Origin of the sequence: Streptomyces echinoruber, from assembly GCF_014651135.1 — a bacterium.
In the GTDB taxonomy this organism is placed as follows: Bacteria; Actinomycetota; Actinomycetes; order Streptomycetales; family Streptomycetaceae; genus Streptomyces; species Streptomyces echinoruber.
The window spans coordinates 129,829-155,325 of sequence record NZ_BMWH01000012.1; the positions used below are offsets into that span (position 1 = coordinate 129,829).

The 25,497-nt window shown below is 71.4% G+C and carries 23 protein-coding genes and 3 pseudogenes; 13 read left to right on the top strand and 13 right to left on the bottom strand.

The genetic code is table 11. From position 1 onward, the window contains the following. Positions 1 to 176: 176 nt before the first annotated feature. The 3 genes from IE225_RS16220 to IE225_RS33200 form a co-directional block, all read right to left on the bottom strand. Positions 177 to 1,655: a glutamate-cysteine ligase family protein gene (locus IE225_RS16220; protein ID WP_190058221.1), complete on the bottom strand. Its 1,479-nt coding sequence runs from the start codon at positions 1,653 to 1,655 to the stop codon at positions 177 to 179. A gap of 771 nt (positions 1,656 to 2,426) precedes the next feature. Next, the gene (locus tag IE225_RS16225) at positions 2,427 to 2,651 is read right to left on the bottom strand and encodes a hypothetical protein (protein WP_190058222.1); all 225 of its coding nucleotides are present in this window, start codon (positions 2,649 to 2,651) and stop codon (positions 2,427 to 2,429) included. Positions 2,652 to 2,656: 5 nt separating this feature from the next. Continuing rightward, entirely contained in the window at positions 2,657 to 3,106 is a 450-nt protein-coding gene (locus tag IE225_RS33200; RefSeq protein WP_229879610.1) for an ATP-binding protein, read from the bottom strand. Between the two features lie 297 nt (positions 3,107 to 3,403). On the opposite strand from IE225_RS33200, the gene IE225_RS16235 reads away from it, so the two are divergent. The 5 genes and pseudogenes from IE225_RS16235 to IE225_RS34045 form a co-directional block, all read left to right on the top strand. Continuing rightward, entirely contained in the window at positions 3,404 to 4,273 is an 870-nt protein-coding gene (locus IE225_RS16235; protein ID WP_190058224.1) for a Sco1979 family transcriptional regulator, read from the top strand. Then, positions 4,270 to 4,521 (top strand): DUF397 domain-containing protein, encoded by a 252-nt coding sequence (locus IE225_RS16240; protein ID WP_190058225.1) that lies wholly within the window; start codon positions 4,270 to 4,272, stop codon positions 4,519 to 4,521. The genes IE225_RS16235 and IE225_RS16240 overlap by 4 nt, the downstream gene beginning before the upstream one ends. 78 nt (positions 4,522 to 4,599) lie before the next feature. After that, positions 4,600 to 5,424: an SAM-dependent methyltransferase gene (locus tag IE225_RS16245; protein WP_190058226.1), complete on the top strand. Its 825-nt coding sequence runs from the start codon at positions 4,600 to 4,602 to the stop codon at positions 5,422 to 5,424. 219 nt (positions 5,425 to 5,643) lie between these two features. Continuing rightward, positions 5,644 to 5,790: a hypothetical protein gene (locus IE225_RS16250; RefSeq protein ID WP_190058227.1), complete on the top strand. Its 147-nt coding sequence runs from the start codon at positions 5,644 to 5,646 to the stop codon at positions 5,788 to 5,790. An 81-nt stretch (positions 5,791 to 5,871) separates the two neighbouring features. After that, positions 5,872 to 6,399: pseudogene (locus IE225_RS34045) on the top strand (AMP-binding protein); the annotation flags it as partial. A 64-nt stretch (positions 6,400 to 6,463) separates the two neighbouring features. On the opposite strand, the pseudogene IE225_RS16255 reads toward IE225_RS34045, so the two are convergent. Beyond that, a pseudogene (locus IE225_RS16255) lies at positions 6,464 to 7,677 on the bottom strand (MFS transporter). A gap of 54 nt (positions 7,678 to 7,731) precedes the next feature. Here IE225_RS16255 and IE225_RS16260 point away from each other — a divergent pair. Then, entirely contained in the window at positions 7,732 to 8,511 is a 780-nt protein-coding gene (locus IE225_RS16260; protein WP_190058228.1) for an AraC family transcriptional regulator, read from the top strand. Here the strand turns inward: IE225_RS16260 and IE225_RS34050 are convergent. The 3 genes and pseudogenes from IE225_RS34050 to IE225_RS16275 form a co-directional block, all read right to left on the bottom strand. After that, a complete protein-coding gene (locus IE225_RS34050; RefSeq protein ID WP_373303202.1) occupies positions 8,417 to 8,782 on the bottom strand; it encodes a sulfatase-like hydrolase/transferase in 366 nt (121 codons plus the stop codon). The genes IE225_RS16260 and IE225_RS34050 overlap by 95 nt on opposite strands. 169 nt (positions 8,783 to 8,951) lie before the next feature. Further along, positions 8,952 to 9,209 (bottom strand): annotated as a pseudogene (locus IE225_RS34055) (sulfatase-like hydrolase/transferase); the annotation flags it as partial. Positions 9,210 to 9,226: 17 nt separating this feature from the next. Continuing rightward, a complete protein-coding gene (locus IE225_RS16275; RefSeq protein ID WP_308432504.1) occupies positions 9,227 to 9,886 on the bottom strand; it encodes a pyridoxine/pyridoxamine 5'-phosphate oxidase in 660 nt (219 codons plus the stop codon). A 908-nt stretch (positions 9,887 to 10,794) separates the two neighbouring features. Between IE225_RS16275 and IE225_RS16280 the strand changes: the two genes are divergently transcribed. Continuing rightward, the gene (locus tag IE225_RS16280; RefSeq protein WP_190058230.1) at positions 10,795 to 12,051 is read left to right on the top strand and encodes an MFS transporter; all 1,257 of its coding nucleotides are present in this window, start codon (positions 10,795 to 10,797) and stop codon (positions 12,049 to 12,051) included. Positions 12,052 to 12,249: 198 nt separating this feature from the next. After that, a complete protein-coding gene (locus IE225_RS16285) occupies positions 12,250 to 12,738 on the top strand; it encodes a nucleotidyltransferase family protein (RefSeq protein WP_190058231.1) in 489 nt (162 codons plus the stop codon). A 275-nt stretch (positions 12,739 to 13,013) separates the two neighbouring features. On the opposite strand, the gene IE225_RS16290 is transcribed toward IE225_RS16285, so the two are convergent. Next, entirely contained in the window at positions 13,014 to 13,922 is a 909-nt protein-coding gene (locus tag IE225_RS16290) for an NAD-dependent protein deacetylase (RefSeq protein WP_190058232.1), read from the bottom strand. Between the two features lie 28 nt (positions 13,923 to 13,950). Next, entirely contained in the window at positions 13,951 to 14,073 is a 123-nt protein-coding gene (locus tag IE225_RS33755; protein ID WP_268250000.1) for a hypothetical protein, read from the bottom strand. Between the two features lie 326 nt (positions 14,074 to 14,399). Between IE225_RS33755 and IE225_RS16295 the strand changes: the two genes are divergently transcribed. Continuing rightward, positions 14,400 to 14,828 carry a spore-associated protein A gene (locus IE225_RS16295; RefSeq protein ID WP_190058233.1) on the top strand — a complete coding sequence of 143 codons (429 nt, stop codon included), beginning with the start codon at positions 14,400 to 14,402 and terminating at the stop codon, positions 14,826 to 14,828. 145 nt (positions 14,829 to 14,973) lie between these two features. On the opposite strand, the gene IE225_RS16300 is transcribed toward IE225_RS16295, so the two are convergent. After that, on the bottom strand, positions 14,974 to 15,624 hold the full coding sequence (locus IE225_RS16300; RefSeq protein ID WP_190058234.1) for a hypothetical protein: 651 nt from the start codon (positions 15,622 to 15,624) through the stop codon (positions 14,974 to 14,976). A gap of 815 nt (positions 15,625 to 16,439) precedes the next feature. On the opposite strand from IE225_RS16300, the gene IE225_RS16305 reads away from it, so the two are divergent. Together IE225_RS16305 and IE225_RS16310 are read left to right on the top strand one after the other, a co-directional pair. Continuing rightward, entirely contained in the window at positions 16,440 to 18,470 is a 2,031-nt protein-coding gene (locus IE225_RS16305) for a glycoside hydrolase (RefSeq protein WP_190058235.1), read from the top strand. Between the two features lie 326 nt (positions 18,471 to 18,796). Continuing rightward, on the top strand, positions 18,797 to 19,315 hold the full coding sequence (locus IE225_RS16310) for an NUDIX hydrolase (RefSeq protein ID WP_229879612.1): 519 nt from the start codon (positions 18,797 to 18,799) through the stop codon (positions 19,313 to 19,315). 19 nt (positions 19,316 to 19,334) lie between these two features. Here the strand turns inward: IE225_RS16310 and IE225_RS16315 are convergent, their stop codons facing one another. Beyond that, positions 19,335 to 19,598 carry a GyrI-like domain-containing protein gene (locus IE225_RS16315; RefSeq protein ID WP_229879613.1) on the bottom strand — a complete coding sequence of 88 codons (264 nt, stop codon included), beginning with the start codon at positions 19,596 to 19,598 and terminating at the stop codon, positions 19,335 to 19,337. Between the two features lie 504 nt (positions 19,599 to 20,102). Here IE225_RS16315 and IE225_RS16320 point away from each other — a divergent pair. Both IE225_RS16320 and IE225_RS16325 read left to right on the top strand, forming a co-directional pair. Then, positions 20,103 to 20,645, top strand: a complete 543-nt coding sequence (locus IE225_RS16320) for a GNAT family N-acetyltransferase (protein WP_190058236.1) — start codon at positions 20,103 to 20,105, stop codon at positions 20,643 to 20,645. 431 nt (positions 20,646 to 21,076) lie between these two features. Then, positions 21,077 to 22,120, top strand: coding sequence for an IS630 family transposase (locus IE225_RS16325; RefSeq protein ID WP_190058237.1), 1,044 nt, complete (start codon positions 21,077 to 21,079; stop codon positions 22,118 to 22,120). A 214-nt stretch (positions 22,121 to 22,334) separates the two neighbouring features. Here the strand turns inward: IE225_RS16325 and IE225_RS16330 are convergent, their stop codons facing one another. Next, a complete protein-coding gene (locus IE225_RS16330; protein ID WP_190058238.1) occupies positions 22,335 to 24,386 on the bottom strand; it encodes a tetratricopeptide repeat protein in 2,052 nt (683 codons plus the stop codon). 365 nt (positions 24,387 to 24,751) lie between these two features. Then, positions 24,752 to 25,168, bottom strand: a complete 417-nt coding sequence (locus IE225_RS16335) for a hypothetical protein (protein ID WP_229879615.1) — start codon at positions 25,166 to 25,168, stop codon at positions 24,752 to 24,754. Positions 25,169 to 25,497: the final 329 nt, after the last annotated feature.

Below are 25,497 nucleotides of genomic sequence, written 5' to 3' on the forward strand. Positions count from 1 at the left end.
CGCCGGGCGGGCGCAGGGCGCCGATGGCCGAAGCCGGGAGATTCCCAGGGGGAACGACCCCGCCCACGCCCCGCACCCCGTGCCCGGCCGCCCCGCCCCACGCCTTTGGCCCGTGTGCCCTTACGACCGGGCAGTCCGCGCGGTCGGACGCATCGCGGCCGTGCCGACGGCGGGCGTCACTCGACCGGCCACGTGTGCACCGGCGCGTTGAGATGCATGTAGTCGATGTACGTCTCCGTCATGCGCCGCAGCGCCTCGTGACGGCCGCAGTGGGCGGTGGCGTCGATGTGGTGGAACATCTCCTTCTGCCACACGGCGCCGTTGCGGCCGGTGACACACCGCTGCTCGATGACGCCGAGCAGCGGTTCGCGCCAGGCATCGTCCATTCCCGAGTGCTCGAGCCCCCGGTGGGCCAGGGGCAGCAGCCGCCGCAGGACGAGCTCGGCCACCGGCACCTCGCCCATGCCGGGCCAGTACAGGGACGCCTCGATGCCGTGCCGCGCCGCCGCGTGCAGGTTGTCCTCGGCGGCCTGGAACGACATCCGCGACCACACCGGCCGCTCCTCCTCCACCAGGGCACGGGTGAGGCCGTAGTAGAACGCGCCGTTGGCGAGGGTGTCGGCGACGGTGGGGCCGGCCGGCAGCACCCGGTTCTCCACCCGCAGATGCGGCTTGTCGTGGGCGACGGCGTACACCGGGCGGTTCCAGCGGTAGATGGTGCCGTTGTGCAGGGTCAGCTCGGCCAGCTCGGGGACGTCGCCCCGGTCCAGCGTCTCGACGGGGTTCTCTTCGTCGCACAGGGGCAGCAGGGCGGGGAAGTAGCGCAGGTTCTCCTCGAAGAGGTCGAAGACGCTGGTGATCCACCGCTCACCGAACCACACCCTGGGCCGGACCCCCTGCACCCTGATCTCCTCCGGGCGGGTGTCGGTGGCCTGCTCGAACAGCGGAATACGGGTCTCGTGCCACAGCTCCTTGCCGAACAGGAACGGCGCGTTGGCCGCGAGGGCGACCTGGACTCCGGCGACCGCCTGGGCCGCGTTCCAGTAGGCGGGGAACTCCTCCGGGGAGACCTGCAGGTGGAACTGGGTGCTGGTGCACGCGGCCTCCGGAGTGATGGTGTCCGCGTAGGTGCGCAGCCGGTCGGTCCCGTCGACCTCGAGGCGCAGGTCCTCGCCCCGGGCCGCGAAGACCTGGTCGTTGAGCAGCCGGTACCGCGGGTTCTCCGACAGGGCCGCCTCGCCGACGTCCTCCTGCCGCAGGGTGGGCAGGATCCCCACCATGATCAGATGGGCGCCGGTCGGCCCGGAGCGCTCCTCGGCGTGGTTGAGCGCGGCCCGGATCTCCGTCTCCCAGGCGTCCGGGCCGCCCTGCGTCAGCCGGCGGGGCGGGATGTTGATCTCGATGTTGAACCGGCCCAGCTCCGTCGACCAGGCCGGGTCCGCGATCGCGGCGAGCACCTCGCTGTTGCGCATCGCCGGCTCGGCCCGGTCGTCCACCAGGTTCAGCTCGATCTCCAGCCCCACCTGGGGCCGCTCGGACTCGAACCGCGACTCGCGCAGCATCTGCGCGAACGCCTCCAGGCACTGCTGCATCTTGCTCCGGTACCGGCGGCGGTCCTCGCGGGTGAAGACCAGCGCCGGGACGTCCCGTCCCATCGGCCCTCCCACCATCGGCCCTTCTCACGCCCCCTCCACCCCCAGCGTCGCACCACGGCGCCGCACGGACCAGGTGGAACGGGGGCGCCGCGACGGGCAGGACCTTGCGGGAACGGCCGCGCGGTGCAGCCGATGGGCAGGACGTCGTCGGCGGTGCCGCGCAGGGCGAGGGCGGGCACGTCGATCCTGGAGAGGCCGGCGCGGAAGTCGGTGAGCCAGGTCAGCGCCGCGGCCGCGGCCGCGTGGAACCCGCCGTCGGCGGCGCACGATCCTGTGGTTCGTCCCGCTGTCGGGCTTGGCGATGTCCGTGCTCGGCCTGGCCTTCCTCGGCGGAGGCGCGCGGACCCCGAAGCCGTTGGTGATCGTGGCGCTGTTCGCCTGCATCCTCCGCACCGGCATCGGCCTCGCCGCCTCTCCTGCTCCTCCGCCTTCACCGCCGCCCCGCCACGATCCGACCCCACCACCGCGCCCCGCGCCGGCAGCCGCCTCGTCCGGCCTGAGCCTGCCGCCCCTTACCACGGGCGTGCACCGCCGACCCGCCGGCGCCCGTGGCTGGTGCCGGGCCGGAGCGGGCAGGCGGGCGGACCGCCGTGTCGACATGCGGATCCCGGGCACGACCGGGGGCGGCGGCCCAGACGGCCGCCGAGGCGCGGGCGGCGCGGTCCTCGCGCCTCCGGCTCGGACGCCCGCCACCCGGCCGCGATTCGGCCCGTCCGGCCGCGATCCGGTCGTGCGGGCGTCCGCGTCGCGGGCACCGCGAGACCGCCCCCGTTAGGAGGCCGGCCGGCGGGGCAGGGAGGCCGCGGGCGGACGACTGCGCCACTCGCGGTAGGCGTGCCACAGGGTCTCGCCCCGCCGGCACCGGCCGTGAGTGCCCCGGCACACCGGGCAGTTGCCGATGTGCTGCACGTAGGAGTCCTCGGGCGAGCCCTGCTCCGTGCCGGAGCGCGCACCGGTGTACCCGCCCTGCGCCGCTCTCCTGCCGCCCTGCGTCATGCTCCTCACCGCCCCCGCAGTGCCAGCGTCGCCCAGACCGCGTTGCCGCCGGTGAGCGGGGAACGGTCCGCTCCCCAGGCGTGTGCGAGGTGGTGCACGAGGAACAGGCCACGCCCCGACTCCTCCCAGGGGCCCGGCAGGCGCGGGGACAGGTCGGCCGCGGCGGGGCCGTGGTCGTGGACCTCCAGGCGCAGCCGGGCGTCCGCCACCAGGCCGAACCCGCAGAGTATGTCCCCGCCGCCGGCGTGCAGCACCGCGTTGGTGGTCAGCTCGGACAGCAGCAGAACCGCGTCGGCGCAGACCTCGCCGGGCAGGCGCCAGGCTTCGAGCTGTGTGTGGAGGACCCGGCGGGCGGCCTGCACGCTGCCTTCGCCCGCGGGGAAGGCCTGCCAGCGGATCAGGCCCGGATCGAGCCCACCGGGCGGCCTCAGCAACGGGAAGGAGTGGAGGGACAAGGCGATCGCCTTCCGTGGGAGGCGGAGCTGCTGGCGGCGGGGTGGACAGCGGCTCCGGACAGCGAGCCTGGGACGCAAGAGCCGCCTGGCCGCGAAACGGGCAGCGCGCGATCCCTCCCGGAATCCGGGGCGACCGGGGGCGTCTGCGCAGGCGTGCCTCTCACGCAAGTAATCATGCTCGTAGCCCGGTTCACGCCGCAACTGTCTCTCTGATAATTTCAGCGCGGTTGTATCGGGATGGTGCCATCGACAACTGCCCGGCACCATGGGACCGGTGACGGTTCGTCAGGAGGTAGCGTGAGCGAGGCTCGTTCGGGTGGCGGCAGCGCGCCCACCGTGCTCCGCATGATTCTGGGCAAGCGGCTGCAGGAACTGCGCCGTGCCGCCGGGACGTCCCTGGAGGACGCGGCCAAGGCCCTGAGCGTGACCCCGCTGACCATCCGGCGCCTGGAGAAGGCCGAGGTGGCGCTCCGCATCGTCTACGTCGAGAAACTGCTGCGGACCTACGGTGTGCCGCAGAGCGAGATCGACGAGTTCGTCGCCCTGGCGGAACGGGCCAACCAGCCCGGCTGGTGGCACCCCTACCGCGACGTCCTGCCGGCCTGGTTCACCGCGTACGTGAGCCTGGAGACGGACGCCAGGATCCTGCGCGTCTACGAACCGCAGTACGTTCCCGGTCTGCTGCAGACCCACGGCTACGCGCGCGCCGTGCTGCGCGCGGGGTTCCCCAACGACAGCGAGGAGGACCTCCAGCGGCGGGTCGAGCTGCGGTTGCGCCGCCAGAGCCTGCTGGACAGACCCGACCCGCCCACGCTGTGGGTGGTGATGGAGGAGGCCGTCCTGCACCGGGCGGTGGGCGGCCCGGAGGTGATGCGGGAGCAGATCGACCGGCTGCTGGAGGCCTCGGAGCAGGAGCACATCAGCATCGACGTCGTGCCCTTCTCGGCCGGCGCCCACGTCGGGGCCTGCGCCCCCTTCACCTACTTCCGCTTCGAGGAACCGGAACTGCCCGACATCGTCTACAGCGAGATCCTCTCCGCCTCCATGTACCTGGACCAGCGTTCCGACGTCTCCGCCCACCTGGAGGCGCACAACCGGATGTCCCTGCTGACCTCGTCCGCGGAGAGCAGGGCCCTGCTGCATCGCATGCGCAAGGAGTACTCATGACCATTCCCCACGGCCGGGTCTACAACGGCATGCCCGCCTCCCACCTGGGCGAACAGGGGTGGGAGCGTCCCTGGAGCGGGCCCAACGGCGGTCAGTGCGTGGAGGCGAAGAAGCTCGCCGACGGGCGCGTCGCCCTGCGGCAGTCCACGGACCCCGCCGGCCCGGCCCTGATCTACACGGCGGAGGAGATCACCGCGTTCTTCGCGGGGGTCAAGAACGGCCTCGCCGACCACCTGACGGCCGACTGACCCGCGGCCACCAGCACAGCGACCCCCCCACCGGCAGCCACTGCCCGGCCCGCCGAAGCGCGCCCCGGAGAGGACAGCATGACGCACAGCGCCCCACGTGACATCGACACCAGCAGGCCGCACTCGGCCCGGATGTACGACTACTACCTCGGTGGCAAGGACCACTTCGAGGTGGACAAGCAGGCCGCCGAGACCGTCGCCGCCATGTGGCCCGCCGTCTTCGTGGCCGCCCGGGAGAACCGCGCCTTCATGCACCGGGCCACCCGGGTCCTGGCGCGGGAGCACGGCATCCGCCAGTGGCTGGACATCGGCACCGGCATCCCCACCGAGCCGAACCTGCACCAGGTCGCCCAGGCCGTCGCGCCCGAGGCGCGGGTGGTCTACGTCGACAACGACCCGCTGGTGCTGAAGTACGCCGAGCGCCTGATGCGCAGCACCCCGCAGGGCCGCACCGAGTACATCGAGGGCGACATCACCGACCCCGAGGGCATCCTGGCCGCCGTGCGGGCGTCCGAGGTGCTGGACCTGACCCGGCCCGTGGCGCTGTCCCTGAACGCCGTGCTGCACTTCGTCACCGACGACCAGGACCCGTACGGCATCGTCCGCCACCTGCTCGACGCGCTCCCGTCGGGCAGCGCCCTGGCCCTGAGCCACGGCACCCCCGACTTCGACGCGGAGACCGTGAAGAAGATCCAGGATCTCTACATCGCCTCCGGCACCCCGGCGAAGCTGCGCACCCGGGAGGAGTTCGCCCGGTTCTTCGAGGGGCTGAGCCTGCTCGACCCCGGGATCGCCGTGGGCCACCGCTGGCGGCCCGACGCGGGTGACCGGACGGACGCCTCCTCGGCGCAGCCGACGGACGCCGAAGTGAGCGTGTGGGTGGCGGTGGGGCTCAAGGCGTGAGCCGGTGCCGCCGGCCGGGCCGGCGTGACTTCGGGGGGAGAGGTCCCGTACCACGCTGCCGCGTCGGCACGGGGTCCCCTGCGCGGGTCCGCCCCCGGCCATGGGCCCGGCCGTGCCGGGCCCCCGAGCCACGGCCGCGACCGTGCCGCCGGCCTCCACCGGAGGGGGAGTGGCGGCAGCCGGACCGCTGATGCGGACGGGGCCGGGTGCCGGGGCCGCGTGGGCCGGCACGCCCGGACCCGGCCGGGCGCCTGCGCCGTCCTGGACGGCGCACGCACCCTGATCTACGGGCAGTTGATCGCCAGGGTCGCCTCCGCGAGGGACGCGCTGCACGCCCATGGGGTGCCATGGGGTGCGGGCCGGTGACGTGATCGCCTCCGTCGGGCCGCGCAGCGCGCATGCGCCGGTGGTCTTCCTGGCCCTGGAGAGCCTCGGGGCGTCGCGTATCCGCCGATCGACATGAGCCGGCCGGAGAACCGCGTCCGGGACGTGCTCGATCGCGGCAGGCCGGCCCTGCTGCTCGACCACTCCGGCCGCATCGCCTCGGCCGCGCGCTCGGCCGCCGGGGCCGAGGCGCTCGGCACCCTGAGCCTGCCGGCCGAAGGCGAGCCCGGTCCCGTGGACGAGGACACGTACGGCGACCGCACCGGCGAAGCCCGGTACACGATCTTCTCCCCGGGCACGACCGGCCGCCCGAAGGGCGCCACCGTCGAGCACCAGGGCCTGCTCGACCATCTGTGGTCCAAGACGGCCGGCCTGTCACTGGGGCCCGAGGACGCGGTGGCCTTCTCGGCTCCGCTGGTGTTCGACATCTCCATCCGGCAGATGCTCTGCCCGTTCCTGGCCGGCGGCAGGGCCGTCGTGACCGACGATGCCGTCATGCGCATGCCGCGCTGGTGGATCGATGCCCTCGACACCGCGGGCGTGACCGTCGTGGAGCCGGTGCCCACGGCCGTCGGCCGGCTCGTGGACGAGACGCGGCGCCAGGAGGGGGGCGGTCCTGCCGAAGCTGCGGTGGGTGCTGTCCACCGGCGGCCGGTCAGCGGCTGCTGCGCTCGGTGGAGCGGCTCCCGGTCTTCTGCGCGGTCTCCTCGCCGCGGTCTTCCAGCAGCGGCTTCGGCACGGCCGGTTCGGGCAGGGTACGGAACAGCAGCCAGCTCAGGGCGGGCATCGCGATCAGGGGCGTCAGGGCCGTGCGCAGCGAGGTGGCGTCGGCGATGCTGCCGATGACGGGGCTGGTCAGGCCGCCGACGCCGGCCATGAGGCCGAGGGTGATCCCGCCGGCCGTTCCGACGCGCGTGGGCAGGTAGTCCTGGGCGAGCGTGACCTGCAGCGAGAAGGGGACGTACAGGCCGATCGAGGTCAGCGCCACGAAGAGGTAGATCGCCGGGCCGGGCACGAACACCACGCCGGCCACGGCCGCGACCGTGATCAGGTACGACGTGCTCACCACCGTGACCCGGTCCCAGCGGTGGGCCAGGTTGCTGCCGACGCCGTGCCGACGGCACCGCCCAGGTAGAGCACGAACAGCGCGGCCGTCCCCGCCGCCGTACCGCCGTCCGTCTGCTCCCGGGCGTGGAAGGCGACGAACGTGCTCATCCCGACGAAGACGATCGACCGGCACACCACCGCCGGCGACAGCCGCACGAACGACGCCCAGTCGTCCCGCCCCTGCGCGGCCTCCTTGCCGCCGTCGGCGGACGGCGTCCTGTCCAGCGCCCGCAGCACCGGCAGCGTCAGCACGCTGCCGGCCAGCGCGGGCAGGATCAGCAGCGGGGACAACCGCAGTCCGCCCGTGGCGATCACGGCGGTGACCAGGAGCGGAGCCGCCGAGAAACCGACGTTGCCGCCCAGGGAGAACCACCTTATGGAGCTGTGGCTGCCCTTGCTGGCGACTCGTGCGACCCGCGCGGACTCCGGGTGGTACGCGGCGACCCCGATGCCGGACAGCGCCATGAACAGCAGCGTGAGCGGGTACGAGCCGCCGATCCCGCTCAGGGCCACGCCGAGCCCGCCGAGGATGGTACTCGCCGGCAGCAGCCAGGGGACGGGGTGCCGGTCGGTGAGCGCGCCGAAGAAGGGCTGCGCCACCGAGGACAGCAGGCCGGCGGCGAGCACGATGCCCGAGGCCGCGGCGTAGGTGTAGGCACGCTCGGCGACGAAGAACGGCACCAGGGCCGCCACGGCGCCCTGGTAGACGTCCACACAGGCATGTCCGGCCGACAGCAGGACGATCGACTTGTTCCTTCGCATGGCGCCATGGTCATCCGTGGCCGCCCTGTCGCACTTCCGATAATCTGCCAATCAATGAAGGGCATCCGCCACGAGTCGGTGGCGCCCACCAGCGCCCGCCGGCTGGTCCCGGGCGCGGCCATCGACGCCCACCGGCACGACGACCACCAGCTCGTCTACGCGGGCCGGGGCGTGCTCGCCGCCACCACCGGCGCCGGCTCGTGGACGGCCCCGGCCACCCGGGCGATCTGGGTGCCGGCCGGCACCGTGCACTCCCACCAGGCGCACGGCGAGCTCGAACTGCACCTGATCGGCATCCCCGCGGACACCAACCCGCTCAGCCTGGACGAGCCCACCGTGCTGACCGTCAGCCCGCTGCTGAGGGAACTGATCCTCGCCTGCACCCGCGACCCGGCGGACGACAGCCCGGAACACCGGCGCCTGCGCGCCGTCCTGTGCGACCAGCTGCGCGTCTCCCCCCAGCAGCCGCTGCACGTGCCGACGCCGACCGCACCGCAGCTCAAGGCGCTGTGCGAGATCCTGCACGCCGACCCGGCCGACAACCGCACCCTGGCGGCCCTGGGCAGACAGGTCGGCGCCAGCGACCGCACGCTGTCCCGGCTGTTCCGGGCCGACCTCGGCATGACGTTCCCGCAGTGGCGCACCCAACTGCGCCTCTCCCACGCCCTGGTGCTGCTCGCCGAGGACACGCCGGTGACGGTGGTGGCGCACCGGTGCGGCTGGTCCTCGGCGAGCGCGTTCATCGACGTCTTCCGCCGCGCCTTCGGCCACACGCCGGGCCGCGCCGCGTCCGCGGCCCGGCCGGCGTGCCGGGGCCGTCCGGGGCGGCGGTGATCAGCGGCACCCGGTAGGCGCCGGCGGCGAACCCGCCGGTGCCCAGGGTCCATTGGCCGCCCAGGGTGTCGCCGTGGTCGGCGGTGAAGACGACCAGGGTCTCCTCGGCCTGGCCGGTTCGGCGCAGCGCCGCGAGGATGCGCCCGACGTGGTGCTCCACCTCGGTGAGCAACCCCAGGTACACGGCACGGCTGCGCGCCACGGCGGCATCGGTGAGCCGGTCCGGGTGAGCCGGTCCGGGGCGGTGTCGGGGCCCGGCCGGCCGATCCACCGCCGCCGGAAGGGGTGGACGGCGCTCTGCGCCTCCCGCGTGGGCAGCCGCCGCGGTGCCGCCATCGCGGCCGGCTCGTACAGCGTGTCGTACGGGGGCGGTGCCAACCCAGGGCGGTGGCGAGCGCGGGCAGTGCGGGATCCAGCGGCGAGGTGGTGGAGACGACCCCGTGCGCGCTCTGGTGGAGGCCGGTGAGCGGACAGGCCCGGGCGGGACCGCAGGGCGCGGAGGAGGAGTAGTGCTGTTCGAACAGCGTCCCGCGTGCGGCCAGTTCGTCGAGGTGCGGGGTGGGCGCCGCCGGGTTCCCGTACGCGCCGAGGGCGTCGGCGCGCAGGTGGTCCGCGACGATCAGGAGGATCTTGCGGCCGGCGCCGGGGCCGGGGCGGCCGCGCGCCGGCGGTGCGCCGGTCTGCGGTAAGAGGGGCATGGGGGACCCCTGCGCTCTCAGGGCCACAGCAGTTCCTGCCGCCAGGCGTCGCCGGCCGTGTCCCTGTGGTACCGCACGCGATGGTGGACGCGGTCCGTGCTCGCCTCCCAGAACTCCACCTCGGTGGGGGTGATCGCGTAGAGCGTCCAGCTCGGCGGGCACGGCACCTGGCCCGGGTACAGCGCGTCGAGGCGCTGGAACTCGTCCAACGCGGTGCGACGGTCCGGCAGCGGGCCGGGCCGGTGCAGGTGGGCGGAGAGCCGGGAACCGCGGCCGCGCTCGGCGAAGTCACGCTCGGAGGCGTCCCGGTCCAGTCCGAAAGCCGTCCCCGCGATCCGCACCTGCCGGCCGGTGACGGGCCAGTAGAAATGGGCGGCGACGTGCGGGTTCGACGCTATGTCGATTCCCTTGCGGCTGTCGGCAGGGGTGGCGAAAAACAGCCGGTCGGTGTCGATGTCCTTCACCAGCAGGACCCGGCTCGACGGAATTCCCTCGGCATTGACCGTGCACAGGCTCATCGCGTGGGGTTCCGGTTGGCCGGCCGCGTGCGCCGCGAGGATCCACTCGGCCACCATCGGCACGGGATTCCCGGGAAGCTCGGATTCCTTGAAGTCAATCGGCCCCACGTGTGCGAAGACGGAAATCCTTCTGAGCCTGTCCCGCATTGTTTCGGTCATGTTTTCCGGTTCCTGCCCTTGGTGCGGATCGCCTCGGAGGCGCTCCGGACGGTGGTTGCTTTTTCGTGAGAATAACTGGTTCCCGGGCGTGCCGCTCCGCCCGAAATGTTTCGGGCGATGGTCCGGGGAATCCGGCGCAACGGAACGCCGCCCGGTGGCGCGTGCCCGCCCTCACGTGCCGCGGTCGGGGCCTCTGGACGGCGGCCAGGGCCCGGCAGATCTCGGCGGCCGCGGCCCGCCCCTCCGCGGCCAAGGTGCCGGCCTGGCGCAGAGGGAACCGGTCCAGGATCTCCCTCACCGTCGGTGTGACCTCCTCCCGCGGCACCGGCTTGTCGTGCTCGTCGATCACCTCGAACGCGGAGTGGAGGAAGTCGGTCCGCGGCGCCGGCACACCGGTTCTGCCGCCGGGCGGGCACGGCCGGGCGGGACGGGGGGACGGTGAATTCCGACGCGGAACCGGTGCCGATGGAACGCGGTGCGCGCCCGCAGGGTACCCAGGTTCTCATCGGAACAGCCGAACACTCCGCACCACAGCGGCGCCCTGAACAATGAAGCAATTTTTACCGAGGAAAGGCGGATGCCTGGTCCGGCGGCCCGGGCGGAGAGCGTTTTCAACTCTCTCCGAGGGTGCACGAGATGATCAAGGACGGCAAGGAACGGGCCCTGGAAGTCCTCATTCCTTCTTGATACCGCCTTGCGTCCGCCGGTGGCGGTCTGCGTACAATGCGCTGCCGCCTTGAGGTGCGCCGCTTTTCTACGTCCGGGTACGTGCCGAAGTGCCGGTAGCAGCGGCTGAGCTGCCTTTCGCATCCCGTCGGGACGCTCACTTCACCGGTGGCGTACGACCCTCGCTGCCGCGCTCCACTCGACCGGGCACCGGCCCGTCCGATCACGAGAGGTGGGCCAACGTGACGCCAGGGGACCTCCGGCGCGACCGGGTGCGTGTCCCGGCTGCCCTGAGCACCGGGCTGCTGCTGAACGCCGCCTTCGCCGGCCTGATGAGCGTGACGCTGCCGCTCTGGCTGGCCGACCGCGGCCACGGCAAGGGCGGCATCGCCGCCTTCTTCCTGCTCACGGCGGCCACCGCGGCGACACTCAACCTGCTCGCCGGACGGCGTCCGCGGAACTGGGCCCGCGTGGTGCGGACCGCCGCCGTCGTCTCCGTGGCCGGCCTGGCGGCCCTGTCCTACCTCCCCTGGGCCTGGACGGTCTTCCCGGCCGGTGCCGCCACGATGGCGATGAGCCTCGTCTACCCCCAGTACATGGCGGCGGCACAGCAGTGGGCCGGCCCGGCCTCGGAACTGCGCATGGTGGCGCACCTGCGCACCCGCTACGTGGTCGGCTACGTCGCCGGCCTGGGCCTGTTCAGCGCGGTCAGCGCGCTCGACGGGTACGCGGATGTGCTGCGACCGATCAACTGGGCGTTGCTGATCGGTGCCGTCATCGCCCTGTTGCTCAGGCCGACCGCATCGTCGTCCCCCGCTGGGGCGGACGACGAGTCCGCGCAGCGGCCCGGCGAGCCGGAGCCGGCCGGAGAGCAGCGGCCCGGCCCGGCCCGCACCGGCCGGTGGGTGCTCGGCTGCACCGTCGCCGCGATCGTGCTGCTGCGCGCCGCCGACAGTCTGCGCGGCGTCTACCTCCCGCTGTACGTGCTGCACAGAGGCTGGCCCGACCAATGGGTCTCGGCTCTGTTCGCCGTGACCGTGGTCGTCGAGATCGCCGTGCTGCGCCCGCTGGGCCGCATCGGCGGCCGCCACCGCGACAGTACGGTGCTGACCCTGGTCGCGGTGGTCGGCGGTGTCTCCTTCCTCCTGGTCGTCGTCGGCGGCGGCCGGCCCGTGCTGCTGATCTCCCAGATCGTGTACGCGGTGTTCACAGCGGGCTTCCAGGCCGTCGGCATGACCCTGCTGGGCCGGCTTCTGAAGACCGGCGCCGCCGGCGGCGCCAGCCTCTACACCGCGGCGGTACAAGTCGGTTCGGCGGCCGGCGTGCTGGCGCCCCTGGCCGTCAGCGGCTACTCGCCGGCGATCTTCACCATCGCGGCGGGCTTCTGCGCCGTCTCCTGCCTGCTGCTGGTGCTCGCACCCACCGGCCGCCGCGCCGGCGGCCGTACCGGCCGGTGGCGCGACCGGAGCGCCGCCGGCGCCGCGACCCCGTCACGGTGACCGGACCCGGCCTCCTCACGGCCCGGTGCCGTCCGGCCCGGGCCACCCCTCCGAAAGAAACGGGCACGCCTGCAGATGACGCCGCTTGACCACGACACCGACCGGGACAGCTCGGCGCGGGCCCTGCGCGCCGCGATGCCCTGAGCGGCGGGCGCTCCTGGAGCCCCTCCCGCCCTCACCCCCAAACAACTCCCTCGGGTGCTGGAGCTTTTGGACGCCCATCGGCTGGACGCGAGGTTCCTGCGCCGCGTCGCCGCGCAGGGCCCGCAGACGTTCGGGGACGACCTGGTCCGCAGGGCGCGGCAGCGGCAGGAACGCACCGCGGCGGGCGTCACCCGGCGCATCACCCTGGCCCGGCAGGCGGCCGACTGGTTACGGCGCGACGGAGCCGGCCAACCCCTCGTGCTGCTCAAGGACTTCACCCTGTACGGCCGGACCGGTGACCCGGCCCACCTGCGGCGCAGCGGCGACCTGGACGTCGTGTCCGACGAACCGCAGCAATGGGCGGACACCCTGACCCGCGAGGGATTCGTCCCGGAGGGCGAACTCGACACCCTGGACGAGTACTGCCGGCTACGCAGCCCCGACGGCCACCAGGTCGAGGTGCACTCCCACGTGCGGGTGCCCCGGCTGCCCGACGGCGTCCACCCGTCCGACTGCGACCCCCGGCTGCACCCCGGCGACTGACCGCCGCTGCGGCGGGGGCGGTCGGTGTGCGGGGCGATGCACGGCTGCTGCACGGCCCGGGCCCGGGAGGCGTGGGAGTCGGCGCCCGGGTGTTCGGCCGCCGCAGCGCCGCGTCCGGACAGCGGCGTTTGCCGGTGATCCGGGTCCCCGGACCCCTTCCCGGCGTGTTCCGGCCGGAGCAGGAGGGGCGCCGGCCGGTTGCACGGTCGTGTGCTTCCGCTTCGCGAACGGCCGCCGGGAAACCCCCTCCCCGCACGTCAGGACCTTCGCCGAGGTCACGGCTTCGCCCGGGCCGCCTCGGCGTCGACGGGGATGCCCAGCCGGCCGGCCACGGTGGTGAGGGCCGCTCCCAGGGGGAGCGCGACCCGGGTGAGGGCGTGCCGGTCGCCCCGGGTCGGGTCCCGGTTGACGATCAGCACCGGCTTCCCGTCCTGGGCCGCCTGGCGGACGAACCGGAGCCCGGACATCACCGTCAGCGAGGAGCCCAGCACCAGCAGCGAGGTCGCCTCGCGGACCAGCCTGCGGCAGTGCTCGACCCGCTGCGGCGGAACGGCTTCGCCGAAGAACACCACATCCGGCTTGAGGACGCCGCCGCAGACCGTGCAGGGCACCACGCGAAAGTCCCCGACCTGTTCGTCGGTGAGGTCGGCGTCACCGTCCGGGTTGATTCCCGCGGCCACCGGATCGAAGCCCGGGTTGGCCTCCTGCAGCCGCCGGGCGAGTTCGCGGCGCGGGCTGAGGGCGCCGCAGGAAAGGCAGACGACCCGGTCCAGGCTTCCGTGGAGTTCCACGACGCCCTCGCTGCCGGCGGCCTGGTGCAGGCCGTCGACGTTCTGGGTGATCACACCCGAGAGCAGGCCGTGCCGCCCGAACGCGGCCACGGCCCGGTGCCCGGCGTTGGGGCGGGCGCGGCCGAAGACGCGCCGGCCGAGGTGGCTGCGTGCCCAGTACCGGCGCCGGGCCCGGGCGTCGGCGATGAAGTCCTGGTAGGTCATCGGGGTGTGCCGGCTCAGGCTCCCGCCCTCGCCCCGGTAGTCGGGGATGCCCGACTCCGTGGAGATGCCCGCCCCGCTGAGCACCAGCACACCGCCGGCGCTCAGCGCGTCGGCGACCGGCTTCAGGTCCGTGGTGCCCGGTGGCAGGTCCTCGGCGGGGGTCCAGCTCAGAGTGGGGCGCATGCGCATGCCGCCCAGGGTACGGAACAGGCCGCCTTCAGCCGTTCCCGCCGACGACGTGGGCGCCGGACGCGTCGAGCTCCCCGGCCGGTACCCCCAGCTCGCTCATCGCCCCCGGGCTCGGACTCGCGCTCGTGCAGAAGAGCATGGTCCGCGGCATGCCGGAAACCGTCGCGGTGCGCGAACTTCCCTGACACCACAGGTCCGTTCAGCTGTGGGCGACATGGCACCGAGTCGATCTGCGGCCCGTGGCCGCGTCGTTCCGCGCACTCGTGCTCCCATCCGGCCGCACGGAGTAGCCGGCGCTCAACCGCCCTGCCCGGACGCGGCGATGACACAGCGGTGACGGTTTGGTCACCAACCCTTCCGTGGGGTCGTCGGTCTTACTCGTCGGGTGCGGGAAGAACCTGCAGCCCACCCGACCGACGCGACCGACGCGATCGACACGACCGAAGGGCCGAAGGGCTCTTCCCGAGGGGGAACATCATGAAGCGCATGCACCGAGTCGCCGCCGTCACCGCCATCGCCGCCGCCACGGCGGCCGCGGCCGCCGCCTTCGCGGCACCCGCCTCCGCGGCTGTCCAGGGAGCGTACGAGGCCGAGTACAACGGGGCCTGCGGCTCCGGCTACAGCGTCCTCTACGGCTACGACATCGGCGAGCTCGGCACCGTCTACCTCACCTGGAACGAGCGGACCGGCGAGAACTGCGCCGTGACCGTGCGGGCCCGGAAGGGCGCGCCCGTGTACATGCAGGCGAAGGTGTTCCAGACCGACCACACTCTGGTCAGCGCCTCGGACTCCGGCGCCTACACGACGTACGCGGGACCTGTCTACATCCCGGCTCGCGGCGAGTGTGTCACCGTGCGGGGGCAGATCGCCGACGAGTACGTGAGCTTCTCGGGCTTCTGCGGCTGACACCTGTCCCCGCACGCGGGTGGTCCGCCACCGGCATGCCGGGGACACGGTTTCACGGACCGTCGGCAGGGGCCGGGCAGCCGGCGTCCGCCGGCGGGCGGCGGACGCCGGTGAGCCCGTGGCCGTGGCCCGTGCGCCGCCGGTGTCAGACGACGAAGTGCGGTCCGTTGTCACGCACGATCAGGTTCTGCGTCACCCAGATGGGCTTGTCGTCGATGTCGTCCTTGGCCAGGTACGTGCAGCGGTAGCCGGTCTTCTTCCCCAGCGGCACCGTCTTGACCTCCGGCATGTCGTCGCACCGCAGATCCGTTCCGGAGTCGTGCTGGTTGGCCCAGAAATCGGCGATCGCTCCCTTCTCCGTCAGGATTCCGGTGCTGGGTTCGGCCTTGTAGCTGAGCATCAGCCCGCCGAACGACGGGTCCTGGATCGTCACGGGCCACGTCACCTTGATCCCCTCGTAGGTGACGGTGCAGGTGACCTTCGCGCCCTTGGCCGCCGCCACCGAGTCCTTGTCGCAGGTGGCGGTGGTCCGGCCGGGCGTCCCCGCCATCTCGACGGTCCGTCGGCGCAGTTCGTACTTCAGCTGCTCGATCAAAGGGGCGTCGTCCGACGGTGAGGGGGTGATGGTCGGAGAGGCCGTCGTCGAGGGCGCCGGTGAGGAGATGGGACGGCCGACGGGGGAGCCGATCACGGACGGCTCGCTGCTGACCGACGATTCTTTGCCGCTGCATCCCGCTGCCAGACCGCAGGCGATCACCACAGCCGCGCCGGCGCGCATTCCCCGTATCTGTTTCATGATCCTCACCCTATGTGTCACGTTCCGCGCGCAAGCAGTCACCCCTTGGTCGTTGAGGCTTTCACCGGTCGGCGTCCGGCTCTCCACCGCCTCGGGCCGTCGGGTACGGCCTCCAAGGAGCCCGGAGCACCGACTCGGGTCACCACGCGCGAAGCAGCCGGGGAACCAGGGAGGGTCGGCCGCTCTACGCCCCTGATGCCTGCAAGGGCCCGAGAGGGGACGACTATGCGAAACATTTCGACTTGCGTATCGAATCATGCGAGAGGTATTGACGGCGCCTGTCGGCCTCCTATCATCCAGGATGGCCGGTAAGTCGACCCATGTTCGAAATGGCGAACATCAAGGGGTTGACCGGATGGCTTCACGCCGTACGCCCTGAGCGGAGTGTCACCCGCGCGGTGGGCGCCGGTATCGCACAACCCTCACGGTCGTGAGGGTCGTGGTGGCGACATGGACCGACCGCAACGGCCGGGCTGCACAGGGAGGGCGGCACACATAGGCATGTCATGCTCTCGTCAATGCGTACGGCGTCGCCGGGCGCGGACATCCGCCGCCGACCCGGTCACCGGTGCCTTCCTTCTCGCGGCCGGAGCCTTCCGGGCCGCCTCCGCTCCCGTCCCGTGGGCGGCCCGCCCGGCCGTCGCGCAGTACACGACCCCGGTGATCCGGCGGGACTTCGCGGATACCGATGCGTCCTCTTCCACCACACCGCGCCGGCACTCCACGGCACGGTCCGCGCCACGCGGTTCGAGCCGTCCGCACCCCGAACCGATCCGAGCGATCGCACCACCCACCCCCACCGCACGAGGAGAACGATGAACCCACTGAAACGGCTCGGCCGTCGCCGGGCCTCGGTGCTGTCCCTGCTGGCCGCGGCCGCCCTGCTGACGCCCGGCACCGCGACCGGCGCGACCGGCGCGCCCGGCACGGTCCAGGCCGGCACGTTAGGCGCCCAAGCGGCCCAGTCCGGACGGTACTTCGGAACCGCCGTGGCCTCCGGAAGGCTCGGCGACGACACGTACACCGCGATCCTGGACCGCGAGTTCAACGCGGTCACACCCGAGAACGAGATGAAGTGGGACACGACCGAGCCGTCCCGCGGCTCGTTCAACTTCGGCCCCGCCGACCGGATCGTCAGCCACGCGACGGCCCACGGCCAGCGGGTGCGCGGCCACACCCTGGTCTGGCACTCCCAACTGCCCGGCTGGGTCGGCTCCCTCACGGACGCGAACACGCTGCGCAGCGTGATGCGCCATCACATCACCACCGAAATGACCCACTTCAAGGGCAGGATCTACGCCTGGGACGTGGTCAACGAGGCGTTCGCCGACGGCGGCAGCGGTCAGCACCGTTCCTCGGTGTTCCAGAACCTGCTGGGCGACGGCTTCATCGAGGACGCCTTCCGCACCGCCCGCTCGGCCGATCCGTCGGCCAAGCTCTGCTACAACGACTACAGCATCGAGAACTGGTCGGACGCCAAGACCCAGGGCGTCTACCGCATGGTGCGCGACTTCAAGGCGCGCGGCGTGCCCATCGACTGCGTCGGTTTCCAGTCCCACTTCGGCACCGGCGGCCCACCCGCCAGTTTCCAGACCACGCTGTCGAACTTCGCCGCCCTCGGCGTGGACATCCAGATCACCGAACTGGACATCGCACAGGCACCGTCGACCGCCTACGCGAACACGGTGAGGGCCTGCATGAACGTGGCGCGCTGCACCGGCATCACCGTCTGGGGCATCCGCGACAGCGACTCCTGGCGCAGCGGTGAGAACCCGCTGCTCTTCGACGCCGCCGGCAACAAGAAGCCCGCCTACCAAGCGGTGCTGTCGGCGCTGGGCGGCACGGCCGCGGCGCAGAGGACCGACGCCCGCTCGGCCCGGTCCGCCGCCGCCCTTCCCTCCCGCTTCTCCTGGAGCTCCAGCGGCGCGCTGATCTCCCCGAAACCCGACTCCACCCACAACATCGCCGGGATCAAGGACCCGTCGGTCGTCTACTACAACGGCAAGTACCACGTGTTCGCCAGCGTCGCCAACTCCTCCGGATACAACCTGGTGTACCTGAGCTTCAGCGACTGGTCCCAGGCCGGCTCGGCCACGCACCACTACCTGGACCGCACGCCCATCGGCGCCGGATACCGGGCCGCGCCGCAGGTCTTCTACTACGCGCCGCAGAAGCTGTGGTACCTCGTGTACCAGACCGGCAACGCCTCGTACTCGACCAACCCCGACATCAGCAACCCGAACGGGTGGAGCGCACCGCGCAACTTCTACTCGTCGATGCCGGACATCATCAGGCAGAACATCGGCAACGGCTACTGGGTCGACATGTGGGTGATCTGCGACAGCGCCAACTGCTACCTGTTCTCCTCCGACGACAACGGGCACCTGTACCGCTCCCAGACGACCGTCGGCCAGTTCCCCAACGGCTTCACCAACACCGTCATCGCGGCCCAGGACTCCAACAAGTACGCCCTGTTCGAAGCGAGCAACGTCTACAAGGTGCAGGGCACCAACCAGTACCTGCTGCTCGTCGAGGCCATCGGATCGGACGGCCGGCGCTACTTCCGCTCCTGGACCTCGGGCAGCCTCGCCGGCTCCTGGACGCCCCTGGCCGCCTCCGAGAGCAACCCGTTCGCACGGGCGAGCAACGTCACCTTCCCCGCGGGCGCCTGGACCAAGGACATCAGCCACGGCGAGATGATCCGCGCGGGCTACGACCAGACACTGACCATCCCCGCCTGCCGGCTCCAGTACCTCTACCAGGGCATGAACCCCAACGCGGGCGGCGACTACAACAGCCTCCCGTGGCGGCTCGGCCTCCTCACCCAGACCAACTCGACCTGCTGACCGGCCGATCGCGGGCCCCCGGCTCACCCCGGGGGCCCGCCCCTCGCGCGAACAGCTCATCGCCTTGCACGGTCGGACACGCATACGGCTCGCTTTGAAAAGCCGAGGCTGCCACGAACGGCTCCCCTGCGGCGGCTTCGGACGGCAGCCCCGCCCCCACGGCCCTCGTCGTGGTCACGCGCACCTCGGCCGGAGCACACGACCACGACGAAGGCCGCCTCGACGTCCGGCGGACACCCACCCGAGCGAACCGGTTCGAGACACCGCGTGGGTGTGAAAACGCACGAGCCGGGCTGTTTCCGGAGCGGGACGGGCACCATGTCGAGGTGGACGCTTTCCCCTCTCCGCCGCTTGCCGTCGACGAGCGCGGCAACGCCCTGGTCTCCTTCATCCCGGGAGCGGAAGACCAGCCGCCTCGTGACGCGCCCCTGCCCCTTGCGCTGGTGGCCCTGTGGCACGGCGATCGCGTCCTGATGGCCTTCAACCGGTTCCGGCGGAACTGGGAACTGCCGGGCGGGCGGATCGACCCCGGTGAGACTCCCCGCCAGGCGGCCGCGCGCGAGTTGCTGGAGGAGACCCGCCACGCACCCCAGGGGCAGCTCCGCTTCGTCGGCTTCGCGCGCTTCGCTCTGGCACCCGGCCGACGCGCCGAATACGGCGCCCTGTTCACCGGCCACGGCACTGACGCTTCACGGTCGTTCCACCCCGGCGACGAGATCGCGGCCATCCGGTGGTGGAAGCTTCGGGAACCCCTGCCAGGGCGACTCCAGCCGCTGGACGCCCACCTCGCGGAGCTCAGCCGCAACGCGCCGTCGACCACCCGCCACGGCACAGCCGGAAGCTGAGGGACAAGCTCGGGCCGAGTCAGCCGGTGACGCGGACCACCGGCCGGCCGATCTCCGTCCGCCACGCGGCCGCAGCCGGGGTGTCGCGCGGGCCGACGAGGTAGGTTCCGCGCACCGGCCCGGCCACGGCGAGGACGTGGTCCGCCGCCCACCTGCCGAGCTCGCCGTAGGTCACGTCGATCGCGTCGTGGGCGCCCGCATGCACGGCGACCGCCGGCTCCGCCTCCGGCAGCTCGATGCTGCGGACCCGGCCCGCGGCCGGGACGGGCGCGGCGACGGGCACGTGCACCAGGACATGCCCCCACCCCTCAATGAACAGTGCGTTGTCGTGGAGCCCGCCCGCGGCCCCCGCCGGCTCGCGGACGACCGCGTCGAGTCACACGCTCGTGGCCCAAGGGCGCGTCCACCCGGTGGCGGACCAGGTGCTGCCTGCCCTGTCGATGCACCAGCGGATTGAGCGGGGTGTGCCCACCCACTCGGAAGCGGATCACTCACGCGGGGCGCGGACACTCATCGGCCTGTCCGGTCAGCCAGGCCCGGGCGGTTCCCCGTGCAAATCCTTGAGCGATGGCGCGAGCAAAGCTCAGCATTGGCGTCGACGATGGTCACGACTCCTTCGTATTTTCGCTCCGCTCCGTGGTGTGGCATGAGCGGAGCGCAATCAACATGGCGCGAAGTCCTCTTGAGCCGGCCTGAAGGCGGCAAAAGACTACTGCGGAAACAAGGCCGCAGCTGCCTCCAGGGGCCTGCGCACAGTAGTCACGATCGCAATGTGAGGAGAACGTCGATGCCCGACGCCGGCCGTCGAGACGCCGCGCACTCGATCACGCTGACCGACGGCACCGCCACCCGGACCCGGAAGGCGGCCCCCGCCGACCTGGCGCCGATCCAGGACCTGCACCGTCGTTGCTCACCGGGCAGCCGAGCCCTGCGGTACCACGCGGGCAAGTCCGGGCTCTCACCTGCCGAATGGCGTCAGTTGTCCAGCCCGGAGCGCGGCACCACACTGGTGACCACTCCGGCCGAACGCACGGACCACATCATCGCCATGACCAACGTCATGCGCACCGATCGGCAAGGGGTGGGGGAACTCGCGATCCTGATCGAGGACGCATGGCAGGCCAAGGGGCTCGGCACCGCGCTGGCCGAACACGCGGCGACCGTTGCCCGCCGCGAGGGACACCACACGCTGGCCGCCGCGGTGGTGGCGAGCAACAAGCCGATGCTCCATGTCCTGGAGAAACTGGACGCGACACCGGTCGCCGCCACCGGGGCCGTGCTCGACCTCCGCATCCCGCTCCAGGGCCCCTCCTCGAAGAGCACCGGGTGACGGATCACGGCGGGGTGATACACCGCCGCCGTGGACTCGCCGGTCACGAGGGGGAGGCGCTCGCTCCTGCGATACCGCGGCCGCGACGGGCCGGCTTCGTGCCGAGGACCCCCGAGAGAACCTCGCACGAGAGTCCAGGCCGCCAACGGAACGGCCTTGGGACCTCGTTGGAGGACAGGCCCGGGGCCTGGGTGTCGGTCTGCGGCGTAGTTACGACATGAGAGTGCTGGTGGCCTGCTGTGCTTAGAGTTCGAAGATGACATTGTGATCATGACTGGTATGGCGTCTGAACTGCTGTGGTTTGTCTAGAGCGTTGCAGGCTTGCAGGTTGGCCGAGCCTCTCACCTGTGGTGCTGTGAATAGACAGAGGATGTCGTAATTAGAGAGATATTGATGCGGAATTTTTGAGTTGCCTGTCTCGTTGATGGGGTGTGACTGGGGCTGGGGATCTGCGGCGGGTGGCGCCGGCGGGGCGGGAAGTGGTGCGGCTGCGGGTGGTGGCCGCGCTGGAATCGGGCGCGGTGCGCACGTACCGGCAGGCGGCCGAGCTGTTCGGAGTCAGCGAGCGGTCGGTGGGCAGTTGGTGGCGGGCCTGCCGCGGCGGCGGCCGGGAGGCTTTGGCGGTGCGGCGCAGGCGGCGCCCCGGACCGCAGGAGCTGATCAGCGATGAGGAACGGGGCACGCTGTTCCAGGCCATGGCGGACTACACGCCCGAGGAGCTGCTGATCGGCGGGCCGTTGTGGACCCGGGCCCTGGTGGCCGAGCTGATCCGGATGGTCACCGGGGTGGTGATGGCCGAGCGCGGGGTGGGCACGTGGCTGCGCCGGCACGGCTTCTCCCCGCAACGGCCCGACCGCCGCTCCTACCGCCAGGACCAGGCGAAGGTGGATGCCTGGCTGAAGGAGGAGTACCCGGCGATCGCCGCCCGGGCGAAGGCGGAGAACGCGGCAGTGGCCTGGGCGGACCAGTGCGGGCTGCGGTCGGACACCGCTCCGCCCGGCACCTCGTGGGCCCCGAAGGGCCAGACTCCGGTCGTGCGGGTCTCGGGCCGCCGCTTCAAGGTGAACATCATGTCCGCGATCGCCGCGCGCGGCGCCCTGTACTTCACCGTGTTCACCGGGAAGTTCACCGCGAAGACCTTCACCACGTTCCTGGACCGGCTCGCCCGCCAGGCCGGCCGCAAGGTCCACGTGATCGCCGACCGGCACCCCGTCCACCGCGGCAAGAGCGTGACCACCTGGCTGGCGGCCAACCGTGAACGCGTCGAACTGCACCTGATGCCCGGATACAGCCCCGAACTCAACCCCGACGAGCTGCTGAACGCCGACGTCAAGCGCCACGTGCACGCCGCACGCGCCCGCTCAGCCGACGACCTCGCCCACGAGACCCGCCGGTTCCTCCACCGCCGCCAGAACCAACCCCGCATCGTCCGCGGCTACTTCCACGCCCGCCACGTCCGCTACACCCTCGAATAGGCAACTCAATAGTTCCGACTCAATAATTTTTTGGCTTGGAGGCCAAGGCGTCTTCGTGCTGTACTTGATCTTTAGGTGGTTAGTGCGGCAGGGGTCTGTCGCGTGGCTGGCGGGTGCCAGGTGGGTCTGAGCGTCTTTGAGAGGTGCTGACCGTTTGATCGGCCCTGCCTTTGAGGCGGCGCTGAGGGCCTCGGCGCCGTGATGCGAGGCTGGGTCAGGACTGGAGCAACGCGAGCAGATCCCGGACATCGGTCGCTTCGCTGATGAGGCCGAGGTCTTCAAACATGCTTGCTGCTCGTGTGAGATGAGTGGCGGCCTGGCTCCTGTCGCCCGCGGTGATCCATGCCCGGCCGATAGCGCACAGCGCGTGCGCGTAAAGGTCGTGGGCGTTAGCGCGTTCGCACGCTGCTTGGGCTTGCAGTAGGTAGGTGATCTGCTGCTGTGGCGTGAAGTCGGTCAGGAGTTCGGTGCAGGTCATCAAGATCGCCGCTTCGTCGCGGGGATTGCCCAGGGTGCGGCTGGCGGCTTCGATGGCCCGCTCGCAGACCGCCTGTGCTTCCTTGGAGTGTCCCGATGCCTGGAGGGCGAATGCTGCTGTGCACAGCGCTTTCGCTTCGTTGGTGGTGTCGCCGAGTTGCTGGAACAGCGAGGCGGCCTCTTCTGCTGCGGTGCACGCCTCTGCGACGTTTCCCAGTTCCTGGTGGTCCAGGGACAGGTTGTTCAGTACCGCTGCCTGTTCCTGCAGGTCTCCGGAGGCCCTTTGGACTGCCAGGGCTTCCTGGTGGATCTGTAGTGCGTCGGCGGGTTTCCCTGAACCGCGTAGGGCCGAGCCGAGCCCGTTGAGTGTCTTGCCGCGTTCGTTGTGGTTGTCTATGGAGGCGAAGAGGTCGGCGGCTCGTCTATGAGCGAGGACAGCCTCCTCATAGCGTGAGGCCTCGGTCAGGGCGATGCCGAGGTTGTTCCATGCTCCTGCCTCGGCGGCGAGCGCTCCCGCCTGGTGGGCAATGCCGCACGCGATCGTGGTCACGGCGATCAAGTCATCGAAGTACCCGTGCCAGATGAGGTAGTCGTAGAGGATCACCGGAAGTTGGAGAGCGACGTTCTGCTGCCTGATGGTGGCTGCGGCGGCCACGGACGCGGTGAGATTGACACGCTCGCTGTCCAGCCAGGCCAGTGCCTCATCTTGATCGGCGAATTTGCCTGGCGCGGACGAGTGCGCCCTCGTGGTGAGGTGTGCGCTCGCCGCGAGGGCGGTTGTGGTGTAGTGCTCGAGCAGCCGGTTGCGTGCCTGAGCGTGGGTTCCTGCCACACCCGGCGCGTCTTCTCCTCGAGCACCGTTTCCTGCGGCCTGCTGGGTGTCATGGACGAGTTCGGTGGCGTAGTCGCGGACGAGGTCGTGCATTGACCAGCGTCTGTTCACGCAATCGAGCAGGTGCGCTTGGACGAGAGCGCGGAGCATGGTGCGGATGGCCGGCAGCGGGCGGGCCGCCAGGACTGCCACTGCTTCAAGGCCGATGTCGGGACCGGGGTTGAGTGCCAGGAGGCGAAAGAGTTCGGCGTGATCCAGGGGAAGCCGACGGTAGGAGAGATCGAAGGAGGCACGGACAGCCCGCTCTCCGTCGTCCAGGAGGCTCAGTCGTGACCGGGCCGTGGCCAGCTCGGCCGCGAGCTCGGCGACGGTCTGGTCGGGTTCCAGGATCAGCAGGGCGGCGCTGATGTGCAGAGCCAGCGGCAGGTACCCGCACAGGCCGGCCAGTTCCTCGACGCCGTCTCCGGCCTCGAGGACGCGCTGGTCGGTGGGGTTGGCTTGCTGCAGGGCATGCCGCAGGAGTGCCACCGCCGCCTTGGGGCTGAGCACGGCAAGATCCACGAGCCGCGCGTTGAGTGTCGGCAGGGTGTGCCGGGAAGTGATCAGGACTTGGTGCCGGTGGCTGCCGGGGAGCAGGAGACGGACCTGGTCGGCGCTGGCGGCATTGTCGGCCACGATGAGCAGACGTTGTCCCTGGTCGGCCCGGTCTTCCAGTGCGGACCGGTACAACGCCGCCCGTTCCTCAGCCGGTGCAGGAACACCGGCCGGGTCGACGCCGAGGGCCCGCAGGAGTGCCTCCAGAGCCTGTCCGGGCTGAACCGGGCTCTCGTCGTATCCACGCAGGTCGATGAAGAGGCTGCCGCTGAACCAGCCGGCCTCAGTGGCGGCATGCCCGCAGGCCAGGGCAAGTGCCGTCTTGCCCACACCGGCAAGCCCGGCGACCGAGGTCACCAGCACGGGCGCTACGACATCATCCGCAGCCGGGGCCGCGATCGGCCCGGCCCCTGAGTAGTACGCGTCCCGATGCGGCGACATGGCGGGCGGCCGCAGGGCCGACAGAACCTGCTCGACCTCTGTGTCCCGGCCGCTGAGCTTTGAGGGCGCAGCAGGCAGGGATGCAAGCGCGGTCGGCGCCGGAGCGGGCGGGTACACACTGACCGTCAGGGGGCTGTAGTCGCCCGTGGTGACTGCGCCGATGCTCCCGGAGGCCGCAATAGAGCGCAGTCCAGACGCCGCCACGCCAGCATTAGGCACCAGGGAATGCCGGTCAGCAGGCGAGCTCTGCGGTCCGGGAGCTGCTGCGGGTTTCCTCCGCCACGGATTCATGCGCGCGCTTCGTCTCCGGTGATGGCCTCGCCGATCCCGCCGGTTGCCGCGATGCCTCGCTCACCCGTCGCCTGTGCCGAACCGGAAGTCCCTGCTGTTGCCGGTGGTGCCGCAGGGGGTGTGGTGAGAGTGACGCGATCGCCGGTAACCGCTCGGCCGATGCTGCCGCCAGCCGCGACGGATCGCGCTCCCGCCGCTGTCGCAGCCGTCCCATGGCTGCCGGCTGCAGACGGCCGCAGAAGCGTGTAGCAACTCAGCGCAACCCCGACCAGGCCTGCGACCGAACCAGCCACGCTCGCCACCTGACCTGCCGTGTCGAGATCGGCCACGGCCGCGATGACACCCAGCCCCACCGCCGCCAGGCCGCACAGCACCGCCAGCAACCACACCACAATCCTCGCCTGTCCCGTCACGCAGGCATCATTGCATTGGGGACTGACAACAGCGTGCGTGAATCGACCGGATCGTCGCGCCGGTGGCGCGCTGCCCCCCGCCTGGGCAACGCTCCACCGTGCAGTCGGTTACCGGCTCCCTGATACGGCCAGCGACCGGGCACAATGGTGTCGCCGAGTACCGGTGGAACTCTGCTGGTGCTTCCGCTTCCTTCATCCACGTGCAGGGGCACGGACGCTGTGGCGCGGGGCCGCCGGACGACCCGGGGAGGAAGGCGGCGCGGGCAGACAGCGTGAAGCGTAAAGGCCGCAATGGGCGACGGACGGCGTTGTCAGTGGCGCCTGAGACA

Coding starts and splice junctions, on each gene's coding strand:
- IE225_RS16300 (WP_190058234.1), bottom strand. CDS start 15,624: ATGAAACAGATACGGGGAATGCGCGCCGGCGCGGCTGTGGTGATCGCC.
- IE225_RS16240 (WP_190058225.1), top strand. CDS start 4,270: ATGACCATTCCCCACGGCCGGGTCTACAACGGCATGCCCGCCTCCCAC.
- IE225_RS16295 (WP_190058233.1), top strand. CDS start 14,400: ATGAAGCGCATGCACCGAGTCGCCGCCGTCACCGCCATCGCCGCCGCC.
- IE225_RS16275 (WP_308432504.1), bottom strand. CDS start 9,886: ATGACCGAAACAATGCGGGACAGGCTCAGAAGGATTTCCGTCTTCGCA.
- IE225_RS16220 (WP_190058221.1), bottom strand. CDS start 1,655: ATGGGACGGGACGTCCCGGCGCTGGTCTTCACCCGCGAGGACCGCCGC.
- IE225_RS16245 (WP_190058226.1), top strand. CDS start 4,600: ATGACGCACAGCGCCCCACGTGACATCGACACCAGCAGGCCGCACTCG.
- IE225_RS16290 (WP_190058232.1), bottom strand. CDS start 13,922: ATGCGCATGCGCCCCACTCTGAGCTGGACCCCCGCCGAGGACCTGCCA.
- IE225_RS33755 (WP_268250000.1), bottom strand. CDS start 14,073: ATGCCGCGGACCATGCTCTTCTGCACGAGCGCGAGTCCGAGCCCGGGG.
- IE225_RS16225 (WP_190058222.1), bottom strand. CDS start 2,651: ATGACGCAGGGCGGCAGGAGAGCGGCGCAGGGCGGGTACACCGGTGCG.
- IE225_RS16260 (WP_190058228.1), top strand. CDS start 7,732: ATGAAGGGCATCCGCCACGAGTCGGTGGCGCCCACCAGCGCCCGCCGG.
- IE225_RS16320 (WP_190058236.1), top strand. CDS start 20,103: ATGCCCGACGCCGGCCGTCGAGACGCCGCGCACTCGATCACGCTGACC.
- IE225_RS16305 (WP_190058235.1), top strand. CDS start 16,440: ATGAACCCACTGAAACGGCTCGGCCGTCGCCGGGCCTCGGTGCTGTCC.